The sequence below is a fragment of the Streptomyces sp. NBC_00162 genome (genome assembly GCF_024611995.1).
GTDB lineage: Bacteria > Actinomycetota > Actinomycetes > Streptomycetales > Streptomycetaceae > Streptomyces.
Genome location: NZ_CP102509.1, coordinates 7,644,168 through 7,663,859 on the forward strand (window position 1 = coordinate 7,644,168; position 19,692 = coordinate 7,663,859).

The 19,692-nt window shown below is 73.7% G+C and carries 16 protein-coding genes; 8 read left to right on the forward strand and 8 right to left on the reverse strand.

What is annotated here, in order from left to right:
- Positions 1-53: 53 nt before the first annotated feature.
- Entirely contained in the window at positions 54-1,928 is a 1,875-nt protein-coding gene (locus JIW86_RS35280) for a serine/threonine-protein kinase (protein WP_257558212.1), read from the forward strand.
- 10 nt (positions 1,929-1,938) lie between these two features.
- Entirely contained in the window at positions 1,939-2,706 is a 768-nt protein-coding gene (locus JIW86_RS35285) for a GntR family transcriptional regulator (RefSeq protein WP_257558214.1), read from the forward strand.
- Here JIW86_RS35285 and JIW86_RS35290 read toward each other — a convergent pair.
- Entirely contained in the window at positions 2,696-3,259 is a 564-nt protein-coding gene (locus JIW86_RS35290; protein WP_257558216.1) for a phosphonate degradation HD-domain oxygenase, read from the reverse strand. The two genes, JIW86_RS35285 and JIW86_RS35290, sit on opposite strands and share 11 nt — an antisense overlap.
- Positions 3,256-4,386 (reverse strand): TauD/TfdA family dioxygenase, encoded by a 1,131-nt coding sequence (locus JIW86_RS35295; protein WP_257558218.1) that lies wholly within the window; start codon positions 4,384-4,386, stop codon positions 3,256-3,258. The genes JIW86_RS35290 and JIW86_RS35295 overlap by 4 nt, the downstream gene beginning before the upstream one ends.
- Before the next feature lie 148 nt (positions 4,387-4,534).
- Between JIW86_RS35295 and JIW86_RS35300 the strand changes: the two genes are divergently transcribed.
- On the forward strand, positions 4,535-5,605 hold the full coding sequence (locus JIW86_RS35300) for a DUF2330 domain-containing protein (RefSeq protein ID WP_215146984.1): 1,071 nt from the start codon (positions 4,535-4,537) through the stop codon (positions 5,603-5,605).
- A gap of 23 nt (positions 5,606-5,628) precedes the next feature.
- Here the strand turns inward: JIW86_RS35300 and JIW86_RS35305 are convergent, their stop codons facing one another.
- The 3 genes from JIW86_RS35305 to JIW86_RS35315 are packed head-to-tail and all read right to left on the reverse strand — an operon-like array spanning position 5,629 to position 9,445.
- The gene (locus tag JIW86_RS35305) at positions 5,629-7,221 is read right to left on the reverse strand and encodes a carboxylesterase/lipase family protein (protein ID WP_257558221.1); all 1,593 of its coding nucleotides are present in this window, start codon (positions 7,219-7,221) and stop codon (positions 5,629-5,631) included.
- Positions 7,218-8,138: a 5'/3'-nucleotidase SurE gene (gene surE / locus JIW86_RS35310; RefSeq protein ID WP_257558223.1), complete on the reverse strand. Its 921-nt coding sequence runs from the start codon at positions 8,136-8,138 to the stop codon at positions 7,218-7,220. Before surE ends, JIW86_RS35305 begins: the two co-directional genes overlap by 4 nt.
- 44 nt (positions 8,139-8,182) lie before the next feature.
- Complete coding sequence (locus JIW86_RS35315; protein ID WP_257558225.1) at positions 8,183-9,445, reverse strand: MFS transporter; 1,263 nt, start codon at positions 9,443-9,445, stop codon at positions 8,183-8,185.
- 498 nt (positions 9,446-9,943) lie between these two features.
- Between JIW86_RS35315 and JIW86_RS35320 the strand changes: the two genes are divergently transcribed.
- Entirely contained in the window at positions 9,944-11,494 is a 1,551-nt protein-coding gene (locus JIW86_RS35320; RefSeq protein ID WP_257558227.1) for a carboxylesterase/lipase family protein, read from the forward strand.
- 43 nt (positions 11,495-11,537) lie between these two features.
- On the forward strand, positions 11,538-12,545 hold the full coding sequence (locus JIW86_RS35325) for a LacI family DNA-binding transcriptional regulator (protein WP_257558229.1): 1,008 nt from the start codon (positions 11,538-11,540) through the stop codon (positions 12,543-12,545).
- A gap of 77 nt (positions 12,546-12,622) precedes the next feature.
- Here the strand turns inward: JIW86_RS35325 and JIW86_RS35330 are convergent, their stop codons facing one another.
- Positions 12,623-13,597: an alpha/beta hydrolase gene (locus JIW86_RS35330; RefSeq protein WP_257558231.1), complete on the reverse strand. Its 975-nt coding sequence runs from the start codon at positions 13,595-13,597 to the stop codon at positions 12,623-12,625.
- A gap of 221 nt (positions 13,598-13,818) precedes the next feature.
- Between JIW86_RS35330 and JIW86_RS35335 the strand changes: the two genes are divergently transcribed.
- Positions 13,819-14,247 carry an ATP-binding protein gene (locus tag JIW86_RS35335; RefSeq protein WP_215146996.1) on the forward strand — a complete coding sequence of 143 codons (429 nt, stop codon included), beginning with the start codon at positions 13,819-13,821 and terminating at the stop codon, positions 14,245-14,247.
- Positions 14,248-14,262: 15 nt separating this feature from the next.
- On the opposite strand, the gene JIW86_RS35340 is transcribed toward JIW86_RS35335, so the two are convergent.
- Positions 14,263-16,482, reverse strand: coding sequence for an MMPL family transporter (locus JIW86_RS35340; RefSeq protein ID WP_257558233.1), 2,220 nt, complete (start codon positions 16,480-16,482; stop codon positions 14,263-14,265).
- Between the two features lie 275 nt (positions 16,483-16,757).
- Between JIW86_RS35340 and JIW86_RS35345 the strand changes: the two genes are divergently transcribed.
- Both JIW86_RS35345 and JIW86_RS35350 read left to right on the forward strand, forming a co-directional pair.
- Positions 16,758-17,936: a sensor histidine kinase gene (locus tag JIW86_RS35345; protein ID WP_257558235.1), complete on the forward strand. Its 1,179-nt coding sequence runs from the start codon at positions 16,758-16,760 to the stop codon at positions 17,934-17,936.
- On the forward strand, positions 17,933-18,616 hold the full coding sequence (locus tag JIW86_RS35350; RefSeq protein ID WP_215147002.1) for a response regulator: 684 nt from the start codon (positions 17,933-17,935) through the stop codon (positions 18,614-18,616). Before JIW86_RS35345 ends, JIW86_RS35350 begins: the two co-directional genes overlap by 4 nt.
- 4 nt (positions 18,617-18,620) lie before the next feature.
- On the opposite strand, the gene JIW86_RS35355 is transcribed toward JIW86_RS35350, so the two are convergent.
- Positions 18,621-19,673, reverse strand: coding sequence for a zinc-dependent alcohol dehydrogenase family protein (locus JIW86_RS35355; RefSeq protein ID WP_257558237.1), 1,053 nt, complete (start codon positions 19,671-19,673; stop codon positions 18,621-18,623).
- Between the last annotated feature and the right edge of the window lie 19 nt (positions 19,674-19,692).

The following is a 19,692-nucleotide window of genomic DNA, read 5'->3' on the forward strand; positions in this document are numbered from 1 at the left end:
GGTTGGGTAGGGTGCCGGACGTCGGGAGAGATCTGCGTGGGAGACATGAGTTGATGAGTGGTCAGCAGCCGGGCCGGGACAGTTCGCCTCAGGTCTTCCAGCCGCTTGCCGGTGACGACCCGACCACCATCGCCGGGTACCGGCTGGCCGCCAAACTCGGCGCCGGCGGCATGGGCAAGGTCTACCTCTCGTACACCCCCGGCGGCCGGCCCGTGGCGATCAAGGTGATCCGGCCCGAGTTCGGCGAAGACGCCGAATTCCGGCGCCGGTTCACCCAGGAAGTGCAGTCCGCGCAGCGCGTGCAGGGGCTGTTCACCGCTCCCGTCATCGACGCCGACACCGACAGCGCCCAGCCCTGGCTGGCCACCGCGTACGTGCCGGGGCCCTCCCTCGCCGACGCGGTGGTCGCGCACGGGGCGCTGCCCGTCGAGGCGGTGCTGCTGCTGATCGCCGGCATGGCCGAGGCCCTGCACGTCATCCACGGCGCGGGCATCGTCCACCGGGACCTCAAGCCGTCCAACGTGCTGCTCGCCGCGGACGGGCCCCGCGTCATCGACTTCGGCATCGCCTACGCCGCCGACGCGACCTCCCTCACCGGCAGCGGGGTGACCATCGGCACCCCCTCCTTCATGGCCCCGGAGCAGGCCGCGGGGCGCAAGGTGACCCCGGCCACCGACATCTTCGCGCTCGGCCAGGTCGCCGCGTACGCCGCCACCGGAACCCCGGCCTTCGGCGAGGGGACCTCGCACGGCGTGCTCTACCGCATCGTCCACGAGGAGCCCGACCTCAGCGGGGTCCCGGAGCGGCTGACCGAACTGGTCACCCGGTGCCTCGCCAAGGACCCCGAGGCCAGGCCCTCCCTGGCCGAGATCATCGCGCTCTGCCAGGCCGCCAACGCCGAGACGGTGCTGCGCCGCCCCGAGGACTGGCTCCCGGCCCCGGTCGCCGCCGACATCACGGTGCGCGCCGCCGCCCCCGCCCCGGTGCAGACCCCGCCGCCCCCGGCGACCGCCCCGGCCGTGCCGGCGTACACGCCCACCGCGCCGGTGGCTCCGGCCACCCCGCCCCCGGGGTTCGGCCCGCCGCCGCAGCAGCACACGCAGCCGCAACAGCCCCAGCAGCCCCCGCAGTCGTACCCCACGCCCGCGCCCACGCCTGCCCCGGCCCCCGGACCCGCCGCCGCGCAGGCCCACGCGCAGCACTACGCCCCGACGCATTTCCCGGCGCAGCCCCAGCCCCAGCATCCCCGGCCGTACCCTGGCCAGTTCACGCCGCCGCCCACCCAGCCCCCGCAGAGCAAGGGCAAGAAGGGCCTGCTCATCGCCCTGGCGGCCGCGCTGGTCTTCGCCGTGGCGGGGAGCGCCACGGCGTACGTCCTGCTGAAGAACAACAAGGGAGGGCAGGCACAGGGCAGCGGCCCCTCGCAGGACAAGGGCAAGGACGCGGAGCAGGCCGCAGGAGGCCAGACGGGCTCGGCCAAGCCGAGCGCCAAGCCGAGCACCAAGCCGAGCGCCAAGGCCGACCCGACGCCGGCCGACTTCAAGGCGATCAACCTCACCGCCGGCTACCACCTGACCCTCGGGGACGACGACGTCCGGCCCCAGCAGGGTGAGGACGGTGGGTACGAACTCTCCTACGACACCGGCGGGTACCTCGACGCGGAAACCTCGGAGGGGAACCTGGTGCTGCTCGATCCGGGGCAGGAGGGCTCCCTCGCCGCCTGCCGCGCCGAAACCCGGTTCGCCAAGAACATCTATCTGACCAAGCTCGCGAAGGGCCGCCAGATCTGCGTCATCACCGGGACGGGGCACATGGGCCTGGTGACCGTGCAGGGGTTCTCGCCCGAGGGCTCGCCGAGCAAGTACATGACGCTGGACGTCACCGTCTGGCGCAACGCCGTCGGCGCCGGCTCCGGCTCGCGCAGCTGACCCCGTGCCCGTGAACCCGGCACCGGAACCGGCATCCCGGCGGACACCGCTCCACCGGACCGTCGCCGCGGATCTGCGGACCGCCATCACGGCGGGCGAGTACGGCTCAGGCGCCCGGCTGCCCGCCGAGGACGAACTCGCCCGCCGCTACGGCGTCTCGCGCGGTACGGTCCGCCAGGCGCTGGCCGCGCTGCGCAGCGACGGGCTGATCACCTCGCGCCGAGGCACCCGCCGGGTGGTCCTGGCCGGGCCCGGCGGCGGGAGCGGTACGACCGAGCTGCGCAGCTTCACGCGGTGGGCCCGCTCGCTGGGCGAGCAGCCGGGCGGCCGTACCGACTCCGTCGTCCGGGGGCGGGCGGACGCCGAGGAGGCGGAGCAGCTGCGGATCGAACCGGGCGCCACCGTCCACCACGTGCTGAGGCTGCGCACGCTGTCGGGCACCCCGGTGATGGTGGAGCGTACGACGTACCCCGGGGCGGTGGGGGAGCTGGTGGCCGCCATGCCCGCGGACACCGTCTCGTACTCGGAGCAACTCGCCCTGCACGGCGTGCTGTTCACCGACGCCCACCACACCATCGACCTCGTGCCCGCGGACGCGGACGACGCGCGGCTGCTGGGCTGCCGGGCCGGGGAGTCGCTGCTCCGGGAGCGGAGGCGCTCCACCGACCCGGCGGGGGTCCCGGTGGAGTGGTCCCAGGACCGGTACCTGCCGGGGACGGTGGCCTTCACCGCCCACAGCACGGCGGCCGGTGCGCTGGGCCGGAGGCTCAGGCCCTGACCAGCAGCCGTTCCAGCAGGGGGCGGAAGTACTCGAAGTCCGGGATCGCCGCCTCCGGGTCCTTGGCCTGCTCGTCCCAGCGCCGTACGGCCACCGCGTCGGCCGCGCCGGGCAGTGCCTCGAAGGCGCGCGCCTGGGCCTCGGTCATCGGGCCGCCCTGTACGCGCAGGGTGTGTACGGAGGCCTCGGACAGCAGGTCGAAGTAGCCGGGCTCGGCCGTGCACAGGTAGCGCTTCGCGGCGACGTGCAGCCGCACCGGCTCGGTCACCGCCGGTCCGAACCACCGGGCCAGCCAGTCGGCGCCGGTGTGGCTGTGCCGGTTGTCCAGGCCGTCCTCCATGAGGTCCCGGCCGGTCACGGCTCCGTGGAAGTGCCCGATGTCGTGCAGCAGCGAGGCGGCGACGAGATGTGCGGGGGCGCCGGCCGCCTCGGCGAGGGCTGCGGCCTGGAGCATGTGCTGGGCCTGGGTGACGGCCTCGCCGAAGTACTCGGCGCTGCCCTCGCCCTCGAAGAGCGCGGCGAGGGTGTCGATGGGGCTGATGTCACGGGTCATGAGCGGTCTCCTCCACGGCGCAGGACGGACAGGGTGGACAGCAGGCCGTCGAGGTCGGCGTACGCGCCCTGGAGGTGGCGGGCGCCGGACTCGGCGAAGGCCGTACGGGCGTGCAGCAGGCGGGTGTTGTCGAAGACCACGCAGTCGCCGGGGGCGAGGCGGAAGTCCAGCTGGAGCTCGGGGCGCAGCAGCAGCTCCGCGAAGCTCCGGTAGGCGGCGTAGAACTCCTCGACGACCGCGGCGGGCTGGTGCAGGGTGCCGATGGAGCGGTTGTTGAACCGGATCTCGCGGATGCGCCCGAGCGGGTCCACGCCGATCAGCGGCCGGTGGGCGCGCAGCTCGGTGCGGGCGTCGGCGAAGGCGAACTCCACGGGCACGCGGGTCAGCACGGCGAAGGCGTCCGGGTCCTCGGCGCGCAGCAGCGCGGCGGCGTGGAAGCCGTCGACGAGTCCGGAATCCCCGCCCCGGGCCTCGTTGCTCAGACAGTGCAGCAGCTGGAGCGTGGGTACCGGGTCCCGGTACGGGTTGTCCGTGTGCGGGGTGATCCGGGCCCCGGTGAAGGCGAGGTTGTTGGGGTCGGCCTCCACCCGCACCTCGAAGAGTTCGCCGTAGTTCGTCTCGCGCACGAAGCCGAAGGTGCGCGCCACGTCGAGGACCATCCGGTCCCGTGGCGGTACGCCGCGCAGGAGGACGAAGCCGAGGCGCACCACGCTCTCCAGCGTCCGCATCCGGACCCGGCGGTCGCCGATGTACGCGTCCCAGCCGGCCTCGGGGATCCGCCCGGCCAGGTCTGCCGCGGCCCACGGCTCCTTGTCGGCCTCGGTCCGGCCGTCGCCCGCGTGGGGCGCGCCGGTGGTGTGTGCGGCGCCGGGCGCGTGGGCGGTCAGCCAGGCCTGCGGGTAGACGGACCGGTGCCCGTCGGGCTCCCACCGCACTTCCAGGCCGGGGCTGCCGTCGGCGGCCGGTACGCCGCTTCGTACCGCGCCGATGGCCAGGCCGTCGGGCAGGTCGGTGATCTGGAACAGCTTCTGGCCGGTGCGCGGATCGCGGCACTCGACGCAAGGGCAGTTGTCGCGCAGCCAGAACGCCGGCGGATGGGCCGGGTGGATGGTCTCCGTCACGGACATCGATGCTCCCGTCAGAGTTGTATATACAACTTTCGAGACGGCATGCTGGCAGCGCCGGATGACCGGAAGGTGTCGGCAAGGTGTCCGCGGGCCCCGCCCGCTCCCGAGGAACCGGATCGGGCGGGCCGTCGTCTGAGACCCCGTGTGGATGAAACGAAGAATTCTGGTCCTGCTGTTCGCCCTGCTCGCGACCCAGTTGGGCTCGCTCGTCAACCCCGCGTGGGCCTGCGGATGCGGGGCGATGATCCCTGAGGGCTACGCGCGGATCGGGGTCGAGAAGGAGACCTCCGTCGTGCGCTGGGACGGCCGCACCGAACAGATCGTGATGCGGTTCGTGGTGCGCGGGGACGCGCCCCGGGCGGCCTGGATCATGCCGGTGCCGGGGCGGGCCACGGTGGAGCTCGCGGACGGGGCCATGTTCGGCGAGCTGTCCCGGCTGACCGAGCCGCAGGAGAAGACCCGCCACTACTTCTGGCCGCGCGAGGACGACTGGCCCTTCTCCTCCCGCTCCCGGGACGGCATGGTCGGAGCCATGCCCGGCGCCGGTGCGCCCTCGGTCGGGGTGGTGGGCCGGGAGCAGCTCGGCGACTTCGACGTCGCGCGCCTGACCGCGACCGACCCGGACGCGCTGCGGAACTGGCTGGAGGACAACGGCTTCAAGCTGCCGGACGGCCTCGCCACCGAACTGAAGCCCTACGTGGACCAGAAGTGGGAGTACGTCGCCGTCCGGCTCGCCCCGCGACAGCAGGGCAAGAAGCTGCAGGGCACCCTGGACCCGCTGAAGATCCGCTTCGACAGCGACCGGCTGGTCTACCCGATGCGGCTCTCCCGGATGGCGAAGACCCCGCAGTCCCTCGGCCTGTACGTGCTCGCCGACCACCGCATGGAACCCGGCTCCACGATCGGCGGCTCCGCACCGAAGGTGACCTTCGCGGGCACCGTGACCGCGAAGGACGCTCCCCTCGCCGAACTCACGGGCGGCAAGCCGGTGTTCCTGACCGCGATCGATCAGGAGTTCCCGGAGCCGGGCCGCATAGACGGGGACCACGAACTGCGCGCCACCGCCAAGGACACCCCGTACCGCCGGACCGTCTACCACGACGAACTGCTCACGGTGGGCGACGGCGTACCGGTGTGGCTCCTGACGGTGGCGGCGGCCCTGGTGGTGTCGGCCGCCGCCATCACGGTCCGGCTCCGGCGCCGCCGGCGGACCTCCTAGGACAGGGCCTGGAAGGGCCGGTCCTAGAAGGGCCGGTTCGGCTGGGTTCGCCAGAACGCGCACTGGTGGTCCGCCCCGAACGACGAACCCGGACCGGCCTCCACCGGGCCCAGGGTGAGGACCGGGGCGACCCCGGAGCCGGGGACGACCGCCGGCCAGCGGGCCTGACCCGGCACGACGGGAGAGCCGAAGCGCGCGAAGGCGCCCCAGTAGCGCTTCATCCGGGTTGCCAGCGCCACCTGCACCGGGGTCAGCGGCCGTTCACCCATGGTGAAGTCGTGCAGATAGGCCAGCTCGGCACTGTGCGCGTTCGACTGGTCCAGGCCCGGTACCTGCGCCCCGGCCAGCGTCGGCGACTGCGGATCGTCGAACTCGTACGCGTACGTCGGTACCTGGGACGCGAACAGCTCCGCGGTCCACGCCGTGTGACAGGCGAACGTGGAGTCCGTCATGACAGCCGAAAGCGCCAGATAGGGCGAGCCGTGGGCCTCGACCGGATAGCGGGCCAGCACCTCGGGCCCCGCGTCCCCGTACCCCGCGAGGACCTGCGCCGTGTACTGCTCCCGGGTCAGGTGCGGCTGCGTCAGCGCGACGAAGAACCGGGCCTCGGAACGGGTGCTGCCGATCAGGACCGGCACCTTGTTCCACGCCCCGCTCCGGACGGCCCGCTCCGGATCGGCCGGCAGCAGGCCGTCGCCCGACGCCGGACCCGGAGTGGGCAGCGTACGGGCCGCCTCGACCAGAGCCGCTCCCGGGGCGCCGCGCAGACACGCGGCGACCCCGGCCGGACCGCCGCACCCCGCCTGGGCGGCGAACTCCCGCGCCAGGGCCTCGGCCCGGGCCCTGTCGGGCGTACGCAGCAGGGTGCACGGCCCGCTCTGCAGGACCGCCCGGTGGAACAGGCCGGCCGCCGAAGGGGCCGCCAGCAGCGCGCACACGGAACCGCTGCCCGCAGACTGGCCGGAGACCGTGACGCTGTCCGGATTCCCCCCGAACGCGCCGATGTTCTCCTGGGTCCACCGCAGCGCCGCGATCTGGTCCATCAGCCCGAAGGAGCCGGAGCGCACCTCGTGCTGCCCGTTCAGCTCGGGAATGTCCAGATAACCGAGCTGCCCCAGCCGGTAGTTGATGCTGACCACCACGGTCTGGGTGAGCTCGGCCATCGTCCGCCCGCCGAACTGGGTCCCGGTGCCCTGGCTGTACGCACCCCCGTGCATCCAGACGATCACCGGGAGCCGGGCTCCGGGCCGGGCCGTCCGGGGCCGGTACACGTCCAGGTACAGGCAGTCTTCGCTGACGGCCCGCGGATCACGCAGGCCGAACGGGGAGAACTGCAGGCACGCGGGAGCCTGTTGGCCGGCCTCCCGCACCCCGGTCCAGTGCGACGGCGGCTGCGGCGCCCGCAACCGGGCGTCCCCGACCGGGGGAGCGGCGTACGGGACGCCCAGGAACTCCTGCGCCCCGTCCCGGGTCTGTCCGCGAAGGGCGCCCTGCTCGAGGGCGACCACCGGGTGCCCCGATCCGCCGCCCTGTGCCGTCGCCGGAGCCGTCGGGATGAGCAGGGCGACCGCCAGGGCGAGGACGGCGCCGAGCAGGGGCCCGGTCCGGCGTTTCACGGGCGGAGCCCGGCGATCAGGGCGGAGGCCACGGCCTGGTCGGCCGGGCCGGTGTTCCAGTCGGAGTTCATCGGGCTGACGGCGATCCGGCCCGCGCTGACGGCCTCGATGTCGCCGCCCTTGGCCGCGGGCCGCAGCGCCACCCTGACGGTGACCTTCCAGGTGCCGTCGCCGGAGTCGGCGAAGTCCGGCTGGAGGAAGTTCTGCGGATCCTGGAAGGTCGCGGCCACACCGGCGGCCGTCCCCGTACCGTCCGTGCCGACCACCGGGTGGTTGACGTTGAGGCCGACACCCGCGGGCAGCAGCCGCCCGGACCGGGCCCGCGTCTGCAGCCGGTCGATCAGCTTGACCGCGAAGTCGAGGGTCGGGCCCATGGCGTTGACGGTGGTGACCGGGTCCGGCGCGGTCACACCGCCGGTGCTCAGCGCGATGGCGGGCACGCCGGACTCCAGCGCGGCGACGGCGCCGCCGACCGTACCGGAGTGGGTGGCGAGCCCGCCGACGTTCGGGCCGAAGTTGGTGCCGGAGACGACGAGGTCGGGGGCCTTGTCCGCGAAGACCTCGGCCAGCCCGAAGGCGACGGAGTCGCCCGGCGTGCCGTCGACGGCCCACACCTTGGGCTCGGGGTGCTTCACCGCGAGGGTGGGAGCGCTCATCATCTTCGTGCCGGTGCCGCTCTGGTTGGTGAGCGGGGCCACGATCGTGACGTCGTGGCCGGCCGCGGTCAGCCACTCGAACGCCTTCCGGATGCCGGGCGCGTTGTAGCCGTCGTCGTTGGTGAGCAGGATCCGCAGCGGGGCGGCGGGCTCGTGCCCCGGGGCGGCGGTCTGCGGGGAGGCGGCCGCGGGCGCCGTACCGGCCAGGGCCGGAGTGCACAGCAACAGGGCGGCCAGCGGCAGAACACGCTTGCGTATCACGGGGATGCTCCTTCGGAGGGGTGGGTGAGGGTGGGTTCGGGGGATCAGCGCACGCTGCGGATCGGGAGGATGGCGAGCGCGCCGATCAGGGACAGGGCCCCGCCGGCCAGGAAGAGCGGGGTGTAGCCGCCCAGTCCGGTGACGATGGCCGAGGCGACGAACGGGGCGATGATCTGCGGCCCGGCGTTCGCGATGTTGAGGACGCCCATGTCGCGGGCGGCGTCCTCGGCCCGGGGAAGGACCAGGGTGACCAGCGCGGTGTCGACGGCCATGAAGCAGCCGAAGGCGAGGCCGTTGAGCGCGCTGAACACGATCATGCCGGTCCACGTCGGGCTCACCACGGGGACCGCCATGACGAGTCCGGCCAGTGCGGCCGAGACGCCCACGAACACCTTGCGGCGGTTCCACCGGTCGGACAGCAGGCCGCCCAGCACGGTCGAGAGGGCCATCGCGACCATCGACACCGGGGTGAGGACGGCCATGGCGGCGGGCGGGGTCAGTCCGGCGGGCAGCGCGATGTGGTCGTCGAGGATGTACAGCTGGTAGCCGACGACCGAGAAGTAGCCGAGGACCATCAGGGCACGGCCGATGAAGGCCCACCGGAAGTCGTGGTTGCCCAGGGACGAGAGGAAGGCGGCGAGCCGGGCGCCCTTGGGACGGGCGGCCTCGGCGGCAGCCGCCGCCGTGGCGGACGCGCTGCGCGGGAGATCCCGGCAGAAGGTGGTGAGCGCCAGCGCCGCCACGGCGACGATGGCGCCGAAGACCAGGTAGCCCGTACGCAGGTGTTCCGCGGTCTGCGAGGCGACGAGGACGCCGACCGTGCCGCCGATGGGCAGACCCAGTCCGACCAGCGCGGACGCGGTGCCGCGGCGGGCGGCCGGGATGCGGTCGGGCACGATCGCGGTGACCGCGGCCTGGTAGACGTTCATGGTCGCCTGCACCAGGCACCAGCCGATGCCGACCAGGAGCGCGGTGCTCACGCTGCCGAGGAAGGCCAGGGCGGCGAGCGAGGCGAGGGCGCCGCCCAGGATCCAGGGGCCGCGGCGCCCGGTGCGGTCGGAGAGGGCGCCGGCGATCGGGTTGAAGGCGGTGGCGAAGATCGAGCTGACTCCGCCGACCAGGCCCAGGACGGCGACCTTGTTGACGGGGTCGATCTCGGCGATCTGGAGGGGCAGCAGGACCGAGCCCACGCCCATGTAGACCGCCATCATGGCGGAGTTGGCGAACAGCAGCAGGGGCAGCAGACCGCGCTGGCGGGGCGGTTCGGGGGCCGCGGGGACGGGATCGACGACGTCGGGCAGGGCCATGACGACTCCTCGGGGACGGAGCGGGGAGGTGGCGGGTGCGGGGGCGCCGCACAGGCGGGGAGCGGCGGCGGAACGCCGAAAGACGCGGCGGACGAGCGCGGTTCACTTAATGTTGTTACACGTGTCACCTAAGGCGCTGGACACTGTGTAGCACCCATTTCCGGCCACCGCCAGGGGGTATGCGGGGTAGTGGTGCAGATCGTGACCGCCCGGAGATCCCTTGCTGCCATGACGTGTAACCAAGGCTTGTGTGACGACGGGGTCTCGGCCATACTCCGCGCCGCGGCGCGACGGCCCCTTGCGTCGGCAGGGTCCTGGCGGCGCGTCCGTCGGTGGGGCTGGTGGTGTTCCCGTTGTGTGCGGGACGCTGGTGATGGAGGCGGCGGGTCTTCACTGAAGAGCGCCCCAGATATCGCGAAGTGTTGACGGTCGAGAATTTCGCGCAATACTCTCGTGGTGTCGGCGCGCATCCGGCGCGCGACCAGGAAGGACCGGCTCATGGCTCACTCCCCAGGCGAGGACCCGATGGTCGTGGACCTGCCCGCAGGGCGGCTCCGCGGCGCGGCCGAAGGGGGTCTCCTCGTCTTCCGCGGCGTGCCGTACGCCGAACCGCCGGTCGGCGACCTGCGCTGGAAGCACGCCCGCCCGCACGCGGGCTGGAGCGGAATCCGCGACGCCACCGCCGACGGCCCGAGCGCGCCGCAGCTCTACCGGGAAGGCGGTGACCCGGTTCTCGGCGGCCACGGTTCGCCCCCCTTCGACGAGGACTGCCTGACGCTCAACGTCTGGACTCCCGGCGCCGACGGAGCCCGCCGCCCGGTGCTCGTCTGGATCCACGGCGGCGGCTTCGTGTCCGGCTCCGGTTCACTGCCCGGCTACTCCGGCGCGACCTTCGCGCGCGACGGCGACCTCGTGGTCGTGAGCATCAACTACCGCATCGGACCGCTGGGTTACCTCTGTCTCGGCCCCGAGGACGGCGAGCAGGGCGAGCCGGGCGAAGGTGTCAACCACTGGCTCACCGACCAGCTCGCCGCCCTGCGCTGGGTACGGGAGAACATCGCCTCCCTCGGCGGCGACCCGGACTCCATCACGGTCGCCGGCCAGTCGGGCGGAGCGGTGTCCACCGCGGCCCTCGCCGGGCATCCGCAGGCGCAGGGCCTGATCAAGCGAGTGATCCTGCAGAGCCCGCCCTTCGGGCTGGACCTCCCCGACCCGGACGCCGCCCTGGAGCGCACCGCCGCCTACCTGGAGCTGGCCGGGGCCAAGGACGTGGCGGAACTGCGCACCCTGCCCTGGCCCGCGCTGATCGGAGCGAGCATCGGACTGTTCGCGCGGACCACGCGGTGGGGGTACTGGCCGACCCCCTTCCTGCCCGTGATCGACGCCGACACCCTGCCGCAGCACCCGGCCGAGGCCCTGCTGGGCGGGGCGGCTGCCGGGATCGATGTCATGATCGGCTGGACGCGGGAGGAGGCCAACTTCGGGTTCGCCCTCGACGAGGGGTACGCCGCCGCGACCCGGGACCAGGTCACCGACCGCATCGCGGAGACCTTCGGCGCTGCCGCCGCCCCTTCGGTGTACGCGGCGTACGAGCGGACCCGCCCCGGCGCCGGCCCGCACGACGTGCTCATGGACCTGATCACGGACGAGCTCTTCCGGGTCCCCGCCGTACGGCTGGCCGAGGCCAGGGCCGAGCTGGGCCGGCCCGTCTGGGCCTTCCAGTTCGACCTGCCCACCCCCGCCTGCGAGGGCCGGCTCGGCGCCGCGCACTGCCTCGAGCTCCCCTTCGTCTTCGACAACTTCGACCAGTGGTCGCACGCGCCCTTCCTGAACGGGCTCGACCCCGCCGTCCGCGACGGCCTCGCGCACGCCATGCACCAGGCCTGGATCGCCTTCGTCCGCACGGGCGACCCGAACCATTCCGGCCTGCCGCGATGGCAGCCGTACGACACCGGGACGCGCACCACGATGCGCTTCGACTCGGTCGTCACCGCCCTCGACGACCTCGCCGGCGACTCCCGGCTCCTTCATCTGACGCGTGTAACCTAAAGGGAGGTACAAGAGTCCGGCAGAAGGAGCCCCGAGGGACGTCATGGCCAAAGACACGAGCGTCCCCGCGTCCATCACCAGTGCCGACGTGGCGCGGCTCGCCGGGGTGTCACGCGCCACCGTCTCCTTCGTGCTGAACGACACCCCCGGTCATCGCGTCAGCGAGACCACCCGGGCCCGGGTGCGCGACGCGGCCAGGCAGCTCGGCTACGTCCCGCACGCCGCCGCCCGGTCCCTGCGGGCCGGCCGCAGCAACCTCGTCCTGATGCCCGCCTCGATCTCCGCGATCGGCCGCCTCGTCAGCGACTGGGTGGACGACCTGCACAGCGAGCTCGACCGCCACGGCTACACGGCCGTGCTCCACGCGGGCCGCTTCGCCGACCCCCTCGACGCCGCCCGGGCCTGGGCCGAACTGCGCCCGGCGGCCGTCGTCGCCATGGACGGCGACCGCTTCACCGGCCAGGCGGCCGAGCTGCTGCGCCGCGCCGGGGTGCGGGGCCTGCTCGCCTTCGCGGCCCACCCCGTCGAGGGGGTGCACACCATCGACTTCGACCACGCCCGGATCGGCGCCGCCGCGGCCGAGCACCTGATCGGCCGGGGCCGCAGCAGGATCGGCGTCGTCATGCCCCTCGAGCGCGGCCTCGGCACGCTCGCCCAGCCGCGCCTCGCGGGCGCCGAGTCGGTCGCCGCCCGCCGCATGGCCACGGTCACCCCGGTGGAGCTGGCCTACACCCGCGAATCCGTGACCGCCCTGGCCCGGCGGTGGCGGAGCCTGCACCTGGACTCCGTCTTCGCCTACAACGACGAGTACGCGGCCCTGCTCCTGCACGCGTTCCAGGCCGAGGGCATCTCCGTACCGGACGAGGTCGCCCTCGTCGGCTCCGACGACCTCGTCCTCTCCGCGCTCCAGCAGCCCGCGCTCACCACGGTCCGGCTGGACCTGCCGTCGGCCGCCCTGATCGCGGACACCGTGCACGAGCTGATCGAGACCGGAACGGCCCCGGCGGTACCGGCCGTCGAGGCCGTGCTCGTCCACCGCCAGACCTCCTGAGGACCCTTCCGGGGCGTGTCCGCGGCCGCGCGGCGCCCCGACAGCCGTCGGGACGCCGCGCGGACACGGTGGTGGGACTACTGCTCGGCGCTGCCCGACGCGGCCGCGGGAGTGAGGTGCCCGGCCAGGAAGGCCACGCTCTCGGCGACGATCCCGGGGACGTCCGGGGAGCCGAGGAAGATGTGGTCCGCGCCCTCGACGGGCTGCAGGGTGACCTCGCCCCCGGCGCCCTCCAGCGCCTCGGCGAGCGCCTCGCTCTGGCTGTAGGGGACCAGGCCGTCGTGGGTCCCGTGCACCAGCAGGAAGGGCGGCAGGTGCGGACCCCCGGCGTACGTCACCGGGCTGGCCGCCCGCGCCGGTTCCGGGTCCTCGTGCACCGGGGCGCCGAGCAGGGCCTCGTACGGGTCGGGGAACTCGACCTCGGACGGCATCGCCGGCATGGGGTGGGCGGCCAGGGCGACCAGGTCGGAGCAGCCGTACCAGTCGACGACGGCCAGCACCCCGCTCTCCCCGGAGGCGACCCCCTCCGTGCCCTCCAGGGCCGGGCCGCCCGGGCTGCCGGGGCCGACGAGACCGGCGAGCGCGGCCAGGTGGCCGCCGGCCGACTCGCCCCAGACGCCGATCCGTTCGGGGTCGATGCCGAGGACGTCCGCGAACGCGCGGACGTAGCGGATGGCGGACTTCACATCGTGCAGCTGGGCCGGGAAGGGCGCTTCGAGGCTGTGCCGGTAGTCGATGGAGACCAGCGCGAGCCCGGCCCCGAGCACCGAGCCGTGCAGCAGGTCGGCGGGCACGGTCGGCGGCGGGTAGCGCCGGTCGCCGTCCAGCCAGCCGCCGCCGTGGATCCAGACGACGGCGGGGAACGGTCCTTCGCCGGCGGGCACCTGGACGTCGAGCAGCCGGGGACGGTAGCCGGGCGTGGTCGCGTACGTGACCCCCTCGAAGCGGCGTACGCCGTCCGGGCCGGTCACGGGCCGTACCGGGGGCCGGTACGGCGGGGGCGGCCAGGTCATGTCGGCGATGTCGAAATCGGCCGGGAGAGATTGCGTCATTGCGGCCCTTCCAGGGTGAGGCGGCCGGGGCGGGCACGGGCTTCGCGACGTTTGTCCGAAATGCTTGCGCGGGCCACCGGGGAGACGTTAATGTGTTACACGTGTAATCACGACTCTAGCGAGGCGTTTCCGCTGACCACAAGCCCAGGGGCTCACCCATTTGGGGATTGGTTACACGAGTCACTCCAGCGGCCGCTCGCCTTCCCCTCCGGGAGCACGTCATGCTCACCACCATCGGCGGCTCGGTCCGCAGCTTCACCCACTGGGTCACCGATCCCGCCCCGGCGGCCGTCCCGCAGGTCAGGGCCCGGGTGCGGGCCGTACTCGAAGTCTGGCGGGTTTCCCTCGACGAGTCGGACGCCCTGCTGCTGGCCGTCAGCGAGCTCGTCGGCAACGTCGTCCGGCACGCGGGCGCGGGCCGGATGCGGGTGGCGGTGACCTCCGACGCCGGATGGCTCCGGCTGGAGGTCACCGACCAGGGCGCGTCCCTCCCGCGGCTGCCCGCACCCCGCTCGGAGGTCGACCCGGACTCCGAAGACGGGCGCGGACTGCTGATGGTCCAGCTTCTGGTGGCCGGGATGGGCGGCGAACTCGCCGTGATCGCGGACGAGTTCGGCAAGTCCGTCCGCGTGCGCATCCCGGCGGCCTGATCGCCCGGACAGGACCTACCCGACGGAGACGCGGTCCTCTTGTGGCCTGGCGGCCGCGGGCTCGGCCTGGTGGCGGCGACGGGCGCCGCCCGGGCGGACCGGCCACCAGGTGCTCCGGCCGAGGAGCGCGGCGAGCGCGGGCACCAGCACGATGGACAGGACGAACGCGGACAGGATGATGCCGAGCGCCGTCGCGAAGCCGATTTGCTGGGTGGACGGGTTCGAGTTGACGGCCAGGCTGCCGAAGGAGGCCGCGAGGACGACGCCCGCCGTGGCGATCGCGGGCGCGGTGTGCCGCACGGCACGGGCGACGGCCGCGCGGGCCGGTCCGGGACGTTCCATCTCCTCGCGTATGCGGTCGCTGATCAGGATGTTGTAGTCGGTGCCGAGGGCGACGACGAAGAGGAACAGCACCAGCGGGAGGACGAAGTTGACGCCCGGCTCGTCGAGCAGGTGCTGGAAGAAGAGGGCGGAGGCGCCGAGGGTGGCGGCGAACCCGAGGCCGACGGAGATCATGAGGATCGCGGGGGCCAGCAGGCTGCGCAGCAGGACGAGCAGGATGAGGGCGATCAGCACCGCGGCGACCGGGAACACGATCCGCAGATCGTGGTCGACGGCGGTGGAGATGTCGGCGAAGATCGCGGCCGTGCCGCCGACATGGGCCTCGGTCCCGGCGGGGGCGGCGCCGGCGATCGTGTCGCGTACGGGTCCCGAGACGAGGTCGCGGGCCTGCTGGGTCTGCGGGCCAGGGGTGAGGTAGAGGTCGAAACGAGCGGCCGTGCGGCCTTCGTTGAGGGTGGTCGCGCCGATCCTGCCGACGCCCTCGACCACGGCGAGGGCCCGGGGCAGGGCCTCGATCCCCTCTGCGGTGAGGGTCTGGCCGTCCTTCGCGGTGACGTAGACCGTGGCCGGGTCGGACACCCCGGCGGGCAGGGCGCGGGAGATCTCGGCGGCGGTGGCGGCGGCCGGGGTCTCGAGGTTGCCGCCACCCTGGCCGAAGTCCATCCGGATGCCGGCCAGTCCGGCCGCGAGGGCGCCCAGCAGGGCCACGGAGGCGAGCACGAGGGTCAGCGGGCGGCGGGCGACCAGGGCGCCGAAACGAGAGGCGGCCCCTTCGGCGGGCTCCCGCTTGAGGGCGCGGGAGGGCCAGAACATCTTCCGTCCGGTGGCCGCGAGCAGCGCGGGCATCAGGGTCAGGCTGGCCAGCAGCATGACCAGTACCGACACGGCGATGGCCGGCCCGAGGACGCGGAACTGCCCGAAGGTCGCGATGGCGAGGGTGGCGAACGCGGCCACGATGGTCAGGGCCGCCGACGTGATGGCCGTGCCGACCCGGGCGCTGACCTCGGCCGCCGCCTCGCGGACGGGCTGCTCCGGGCGGGACCGCAGCTGCTCCCGGAAGCGGAAGAGGAGGAAGAGGAAGTAGTCGACGCCGATGCCGATCAGCACGACGCTGATCATGCTCGGCGTGGAGGGGTCCAGCTTGATGCCGGTGAGCGCCGCGCCGCCGACCACCGCGCCCGCCGCCGCGCCGCCGACGATGACCACCGCGAACAGCGGCACGAAGGCGGCCAGGACACTGCGGAACACCAGGATGTTGATCAGCACGATCAGGCCGACCATGACGATCCCGACGATGGTCTGGGTGGTCTTCTCGGCGTCGGCGGTGTCCGTGAGGTCGGCCAGGCCACCGGTGAAGCCGGTGCGCATCCCCGCCTCACCGAACGCCTCCTTGGCCTGGTCGCGGAAGACGCGGTAGACGCCGTGGAGGCCGGGGTCCGTGGAGTTGCCGGTCAGCCGGACGGAGAGCAGCTCGAAGCTCCGGTCCGGAGCGGTCATCGCGGGGCTGACCCCGGGGGTCTGGGAGTGGTCCTCGTTCAGGAAGGCGGGCGGGTCGTCCTCCTTCGGCGCGGGCATCTCCACGCGCCGGCTGCCCAGCTGGCCGGCGACGGCGCCGACGCGGCGGTGGTCGGCCTCGGTGAGGGGTTCGCCGTCGGCGCGGGCGACGAGCACCGTCACCGCGTTGCCGTCGGGCTTCACCCCGAACTTCTCCTCGGCGACCTTCAGCGCGGCGGCCGAGTCGTACTGGGCGGGCAGGAACTCACCGCTCTGGGTCTCGGTGACACGGTAGACGAGGGGCTGACTGAGCACGCTCAGGAAGATGCCCAGCACCGCCCAGACGGCGATGACCTTCCACGGGTTGCGGGTGGAGAACCCGGTCAGGGCGCGGATCACGTTGTTGTCCTCCGGCGTTGGTGGTTCGCCGAGGTCTCCCGGCTGGTGTCCAGCTCATCAGCGCGACGCGGGCGAATCGTCGGGGCGCGGGACGAGACGGGACCCGGGAGCGGGGGCCGGGGCGCAGCGCCGACCAGGACCCTGGTCCTGGGTCGGGATCGGCTCCGGGTCCCGGGGCGGGGCCGCGGACCGGTGCCAGAATGGATCACGAGACGACAGTCAGTCGTGCGCACCGGCAGCGGTCGGCGGGGGCGCTCGCGGGGGAGGACCACACCATGCCGAAAACGCTCACCGCACGGGGAACTTCCCGTGCCGACGGGCCCTCGCCGGGCGGCGACGCCCTGCCCTGGACGCGCAACGACGCGCTGGTCACCGTCGGGGCGGCCGTAGTGGACCTGCTCAGCTTCTCGCTCGGCAGCCAGGTCGACCACGGGTACGTCCCGCCGGCCGGCTGCGTGCTGCTGGTGGTGGCCGCACTGCCGTTGCTGGTCCGGCGCCGCGCCCCGCTGGCCACGCTCGCGGCGGTCCTGCTGCTCGACCTGGTCTTCAACCTGAGCGTGCCGGTGGGGCAGCACTTCACCGCCACGGCCGTGGTCGCGCTCTACACGGTCGCACGGTCCCGGGGCGCGGCCGTGGTGGCAGTGGCGGCGCTCGTCTCCGCGGTGATGCCGCTGGTGGGGCAGTCATCGCAGCCGGGGACCGTGGACGTGATCGGCAGCGTGGCCAACCCGCTGTTCGTGCTCGTCACCGCGGCCGCGATGAACCGATGGCACCGTGAGAACGAGGCCAACCGCCGCCTGCTCGCCGACCGCGCGGTGGCCGACGAACGGCGCCGCATCGCCCGGGAGCTGCACGACATCGTCGCCCACCACATCACCACCATGCAGCTGATGGCCGGAGGCGCCCGGGCCAACCTGGCGAGCGACCCCGAGGTGGCCCGGGAGGCGCTGGTCACCCTGGAGGGATCCGGGCGGATGGCGCTGAGCGAGATGCGCCAACTGCTGGACGTGCTGCGGGCGGGAGACGAGGCCGAGGAGGAGCCCACCGCCCCGCAGCCCGGGGTCGGGGACCTGGCGGGGATCGTCGGCGAGACCTGCCGGGCCGGGCTGCCCGTCGAACTGGACGTGCGGGGCGAGGAGCGCCCGCTGCCGCCGAGCGTGGGCCTGACCGTGTTCCGCATCGTGCAGGAGGCGTTGACGAACGCGCGCAAGTACGCGGGCGAGGCGCGGGCCTCCGTACGGCTGACGTACGGACCGCACGGGCTGGCCGTGGAGGTGTCCGACGACGGGGCCGGAGCGGCGGCCGCGCCCGCCGGGTCCGGCTACGGTCTGGTGGGAATGCGGGAACGGGTCGCACTGCACGGCGGCACGCTGGAGGCCGGACCGCTGGCCGGGGGCGGGTTCCGGGTGGCGGCCCGACTGCCGCTGAAGGCCGGGGAAGGGGCGCTGCGATGAGCGGACGGACGACGGAGGCGATCAGGGTGCTGATCGCGGACGACCAGCCGCTGGTGCGGCGCGGGCTGGCCCTGATCCTCGCCCCCGACCCGGCCTTCGAGGTGGTGGGCGAGGCGGCCGACGGCGAGGAGGCGGTGGCCCTCGCGCACCGGCTGCGGCCCGACGTCGTCGTGATGGACATCCGGATGCCGGTGCTGGACGGAGTCGGGGCGACCGAACGGCTCGCGCGGACGCTGCCCGAGTGCCGGGTACTGGCGCTGAGCACCTTCGACATGGACGAGTACGTGGTGGCGGCGCTGCGCGCGGGTGCCTACGGCTTCCTGCCCAAGGACATCTCGCCCGAGGAACTGGTCGCGGCGGTACGGGTGGTGCACACCGGAGAGGCCGCCGTCGCGCCCCGGCTGCTGACCCGGCTGATCTCCGCCTACGTGCTGGCCCCGCGCCGGCCGCAGCCGCCCGCGGCGAGCCTGGGCGACCTCACGCCGCGCGAGCAGGAGGTGTGGCGGCTGATGGCCACCGGACTCGACAACGCGGAGATCGCCGAGGCCATGGACATCAGCGTGTCCACCGTGAAGAACCACATCACCAGCCTCTTCGGGAAGCTCGGCGCCCGCGACCGCGCCCAGGCGGTGATCGCCGCGTACGAGACCGGGCTGGTCGAGGCGGGCAGCCGGAACTAGGTCCTTACGGATCCTGCCCCGCCCGCGGCAGGATGATCGTGACCCCCCGCCCCGGGGCCGTGCCCATCGCGGCGAGCGCCGCCGGGGCCGCGTCGAGGTCGATCGTCGAGGTGACGAGCAGGTCCGGCCGCAGCACTCCGGACCGGACCAGTTCCATCATCGGCGGATAGGCGTGCGCCGCCATCCCGTGGCTCCCGAGGATCTCCAGCTCCCAGCCGATCACCCGCTCCATCGGCAGGACCGTCCCGCCCGCGGCCGCCGGCAGCAGCCCGACCTGTACGTGCCGCCCCCGGCGGCGCAGCCCGCCCACCGAGGCCGCGGCCGTGGCGGGCGACCCCAGGGCGTCCAGCGAGAGGTGCGCGCCCCCGCCGGTCAGCTCCCGCACGGCCGCCGCGGTGTCCACGGCCGCCGCGTCCACGCAGTGCGCGGCCCCGAACCTCCGCGCCAGCTCCAGCGCCTCGGGCGCCGTGTCCACGGCGACCACCCGCGCCCCGGCGGCCGCCGCGATCATCACCGCGGAGAGCCCGACGCCGCCGCAGCCGTGCACGGCGACCCACTCGCCCGCAGCGACCCGTCCCTGCCCGACCACGGCCCGGAAGGCCGTCGCGAAGCGGCAGCCGAGCCCGGCCGCCGTCGCGTACGACAGCTCCCCGGGCACGGCCACCAGGTTCACGTCGGCGTGGTCGAGGGCCACGTACTCGGCGAAGGAGCCCCAGTGCGTGAACCCGGGCTGCGTCTGCCGCCGGCACACCTGGTGGTCGCCCGCCGCGCATTCGGCGCAGCTCCCGCAGGCGCACACGAACGGCGCCGTGACCCGGTCGCCGACCCGCCAGTTGGCGACGCCGGACCCCACCGCCTCCACCACCCCGGCCAGTTCGTGGCCCGGTACGTGCGGCAGCACGATGTCCGGGTCGTGCCCCATCCACCCGTGCCAGTCGCTGCGGCACAGACCGGTGGCCTCCACCCGCACCACCACCCCGGCCGCCGGCGGACGCGGATCCGCGACCTCCCTGACCTCGGCCGGCTCGCCGTACCGCTCGAACACCACCGCGCGCATGCCAACCGCCCTCCACTCG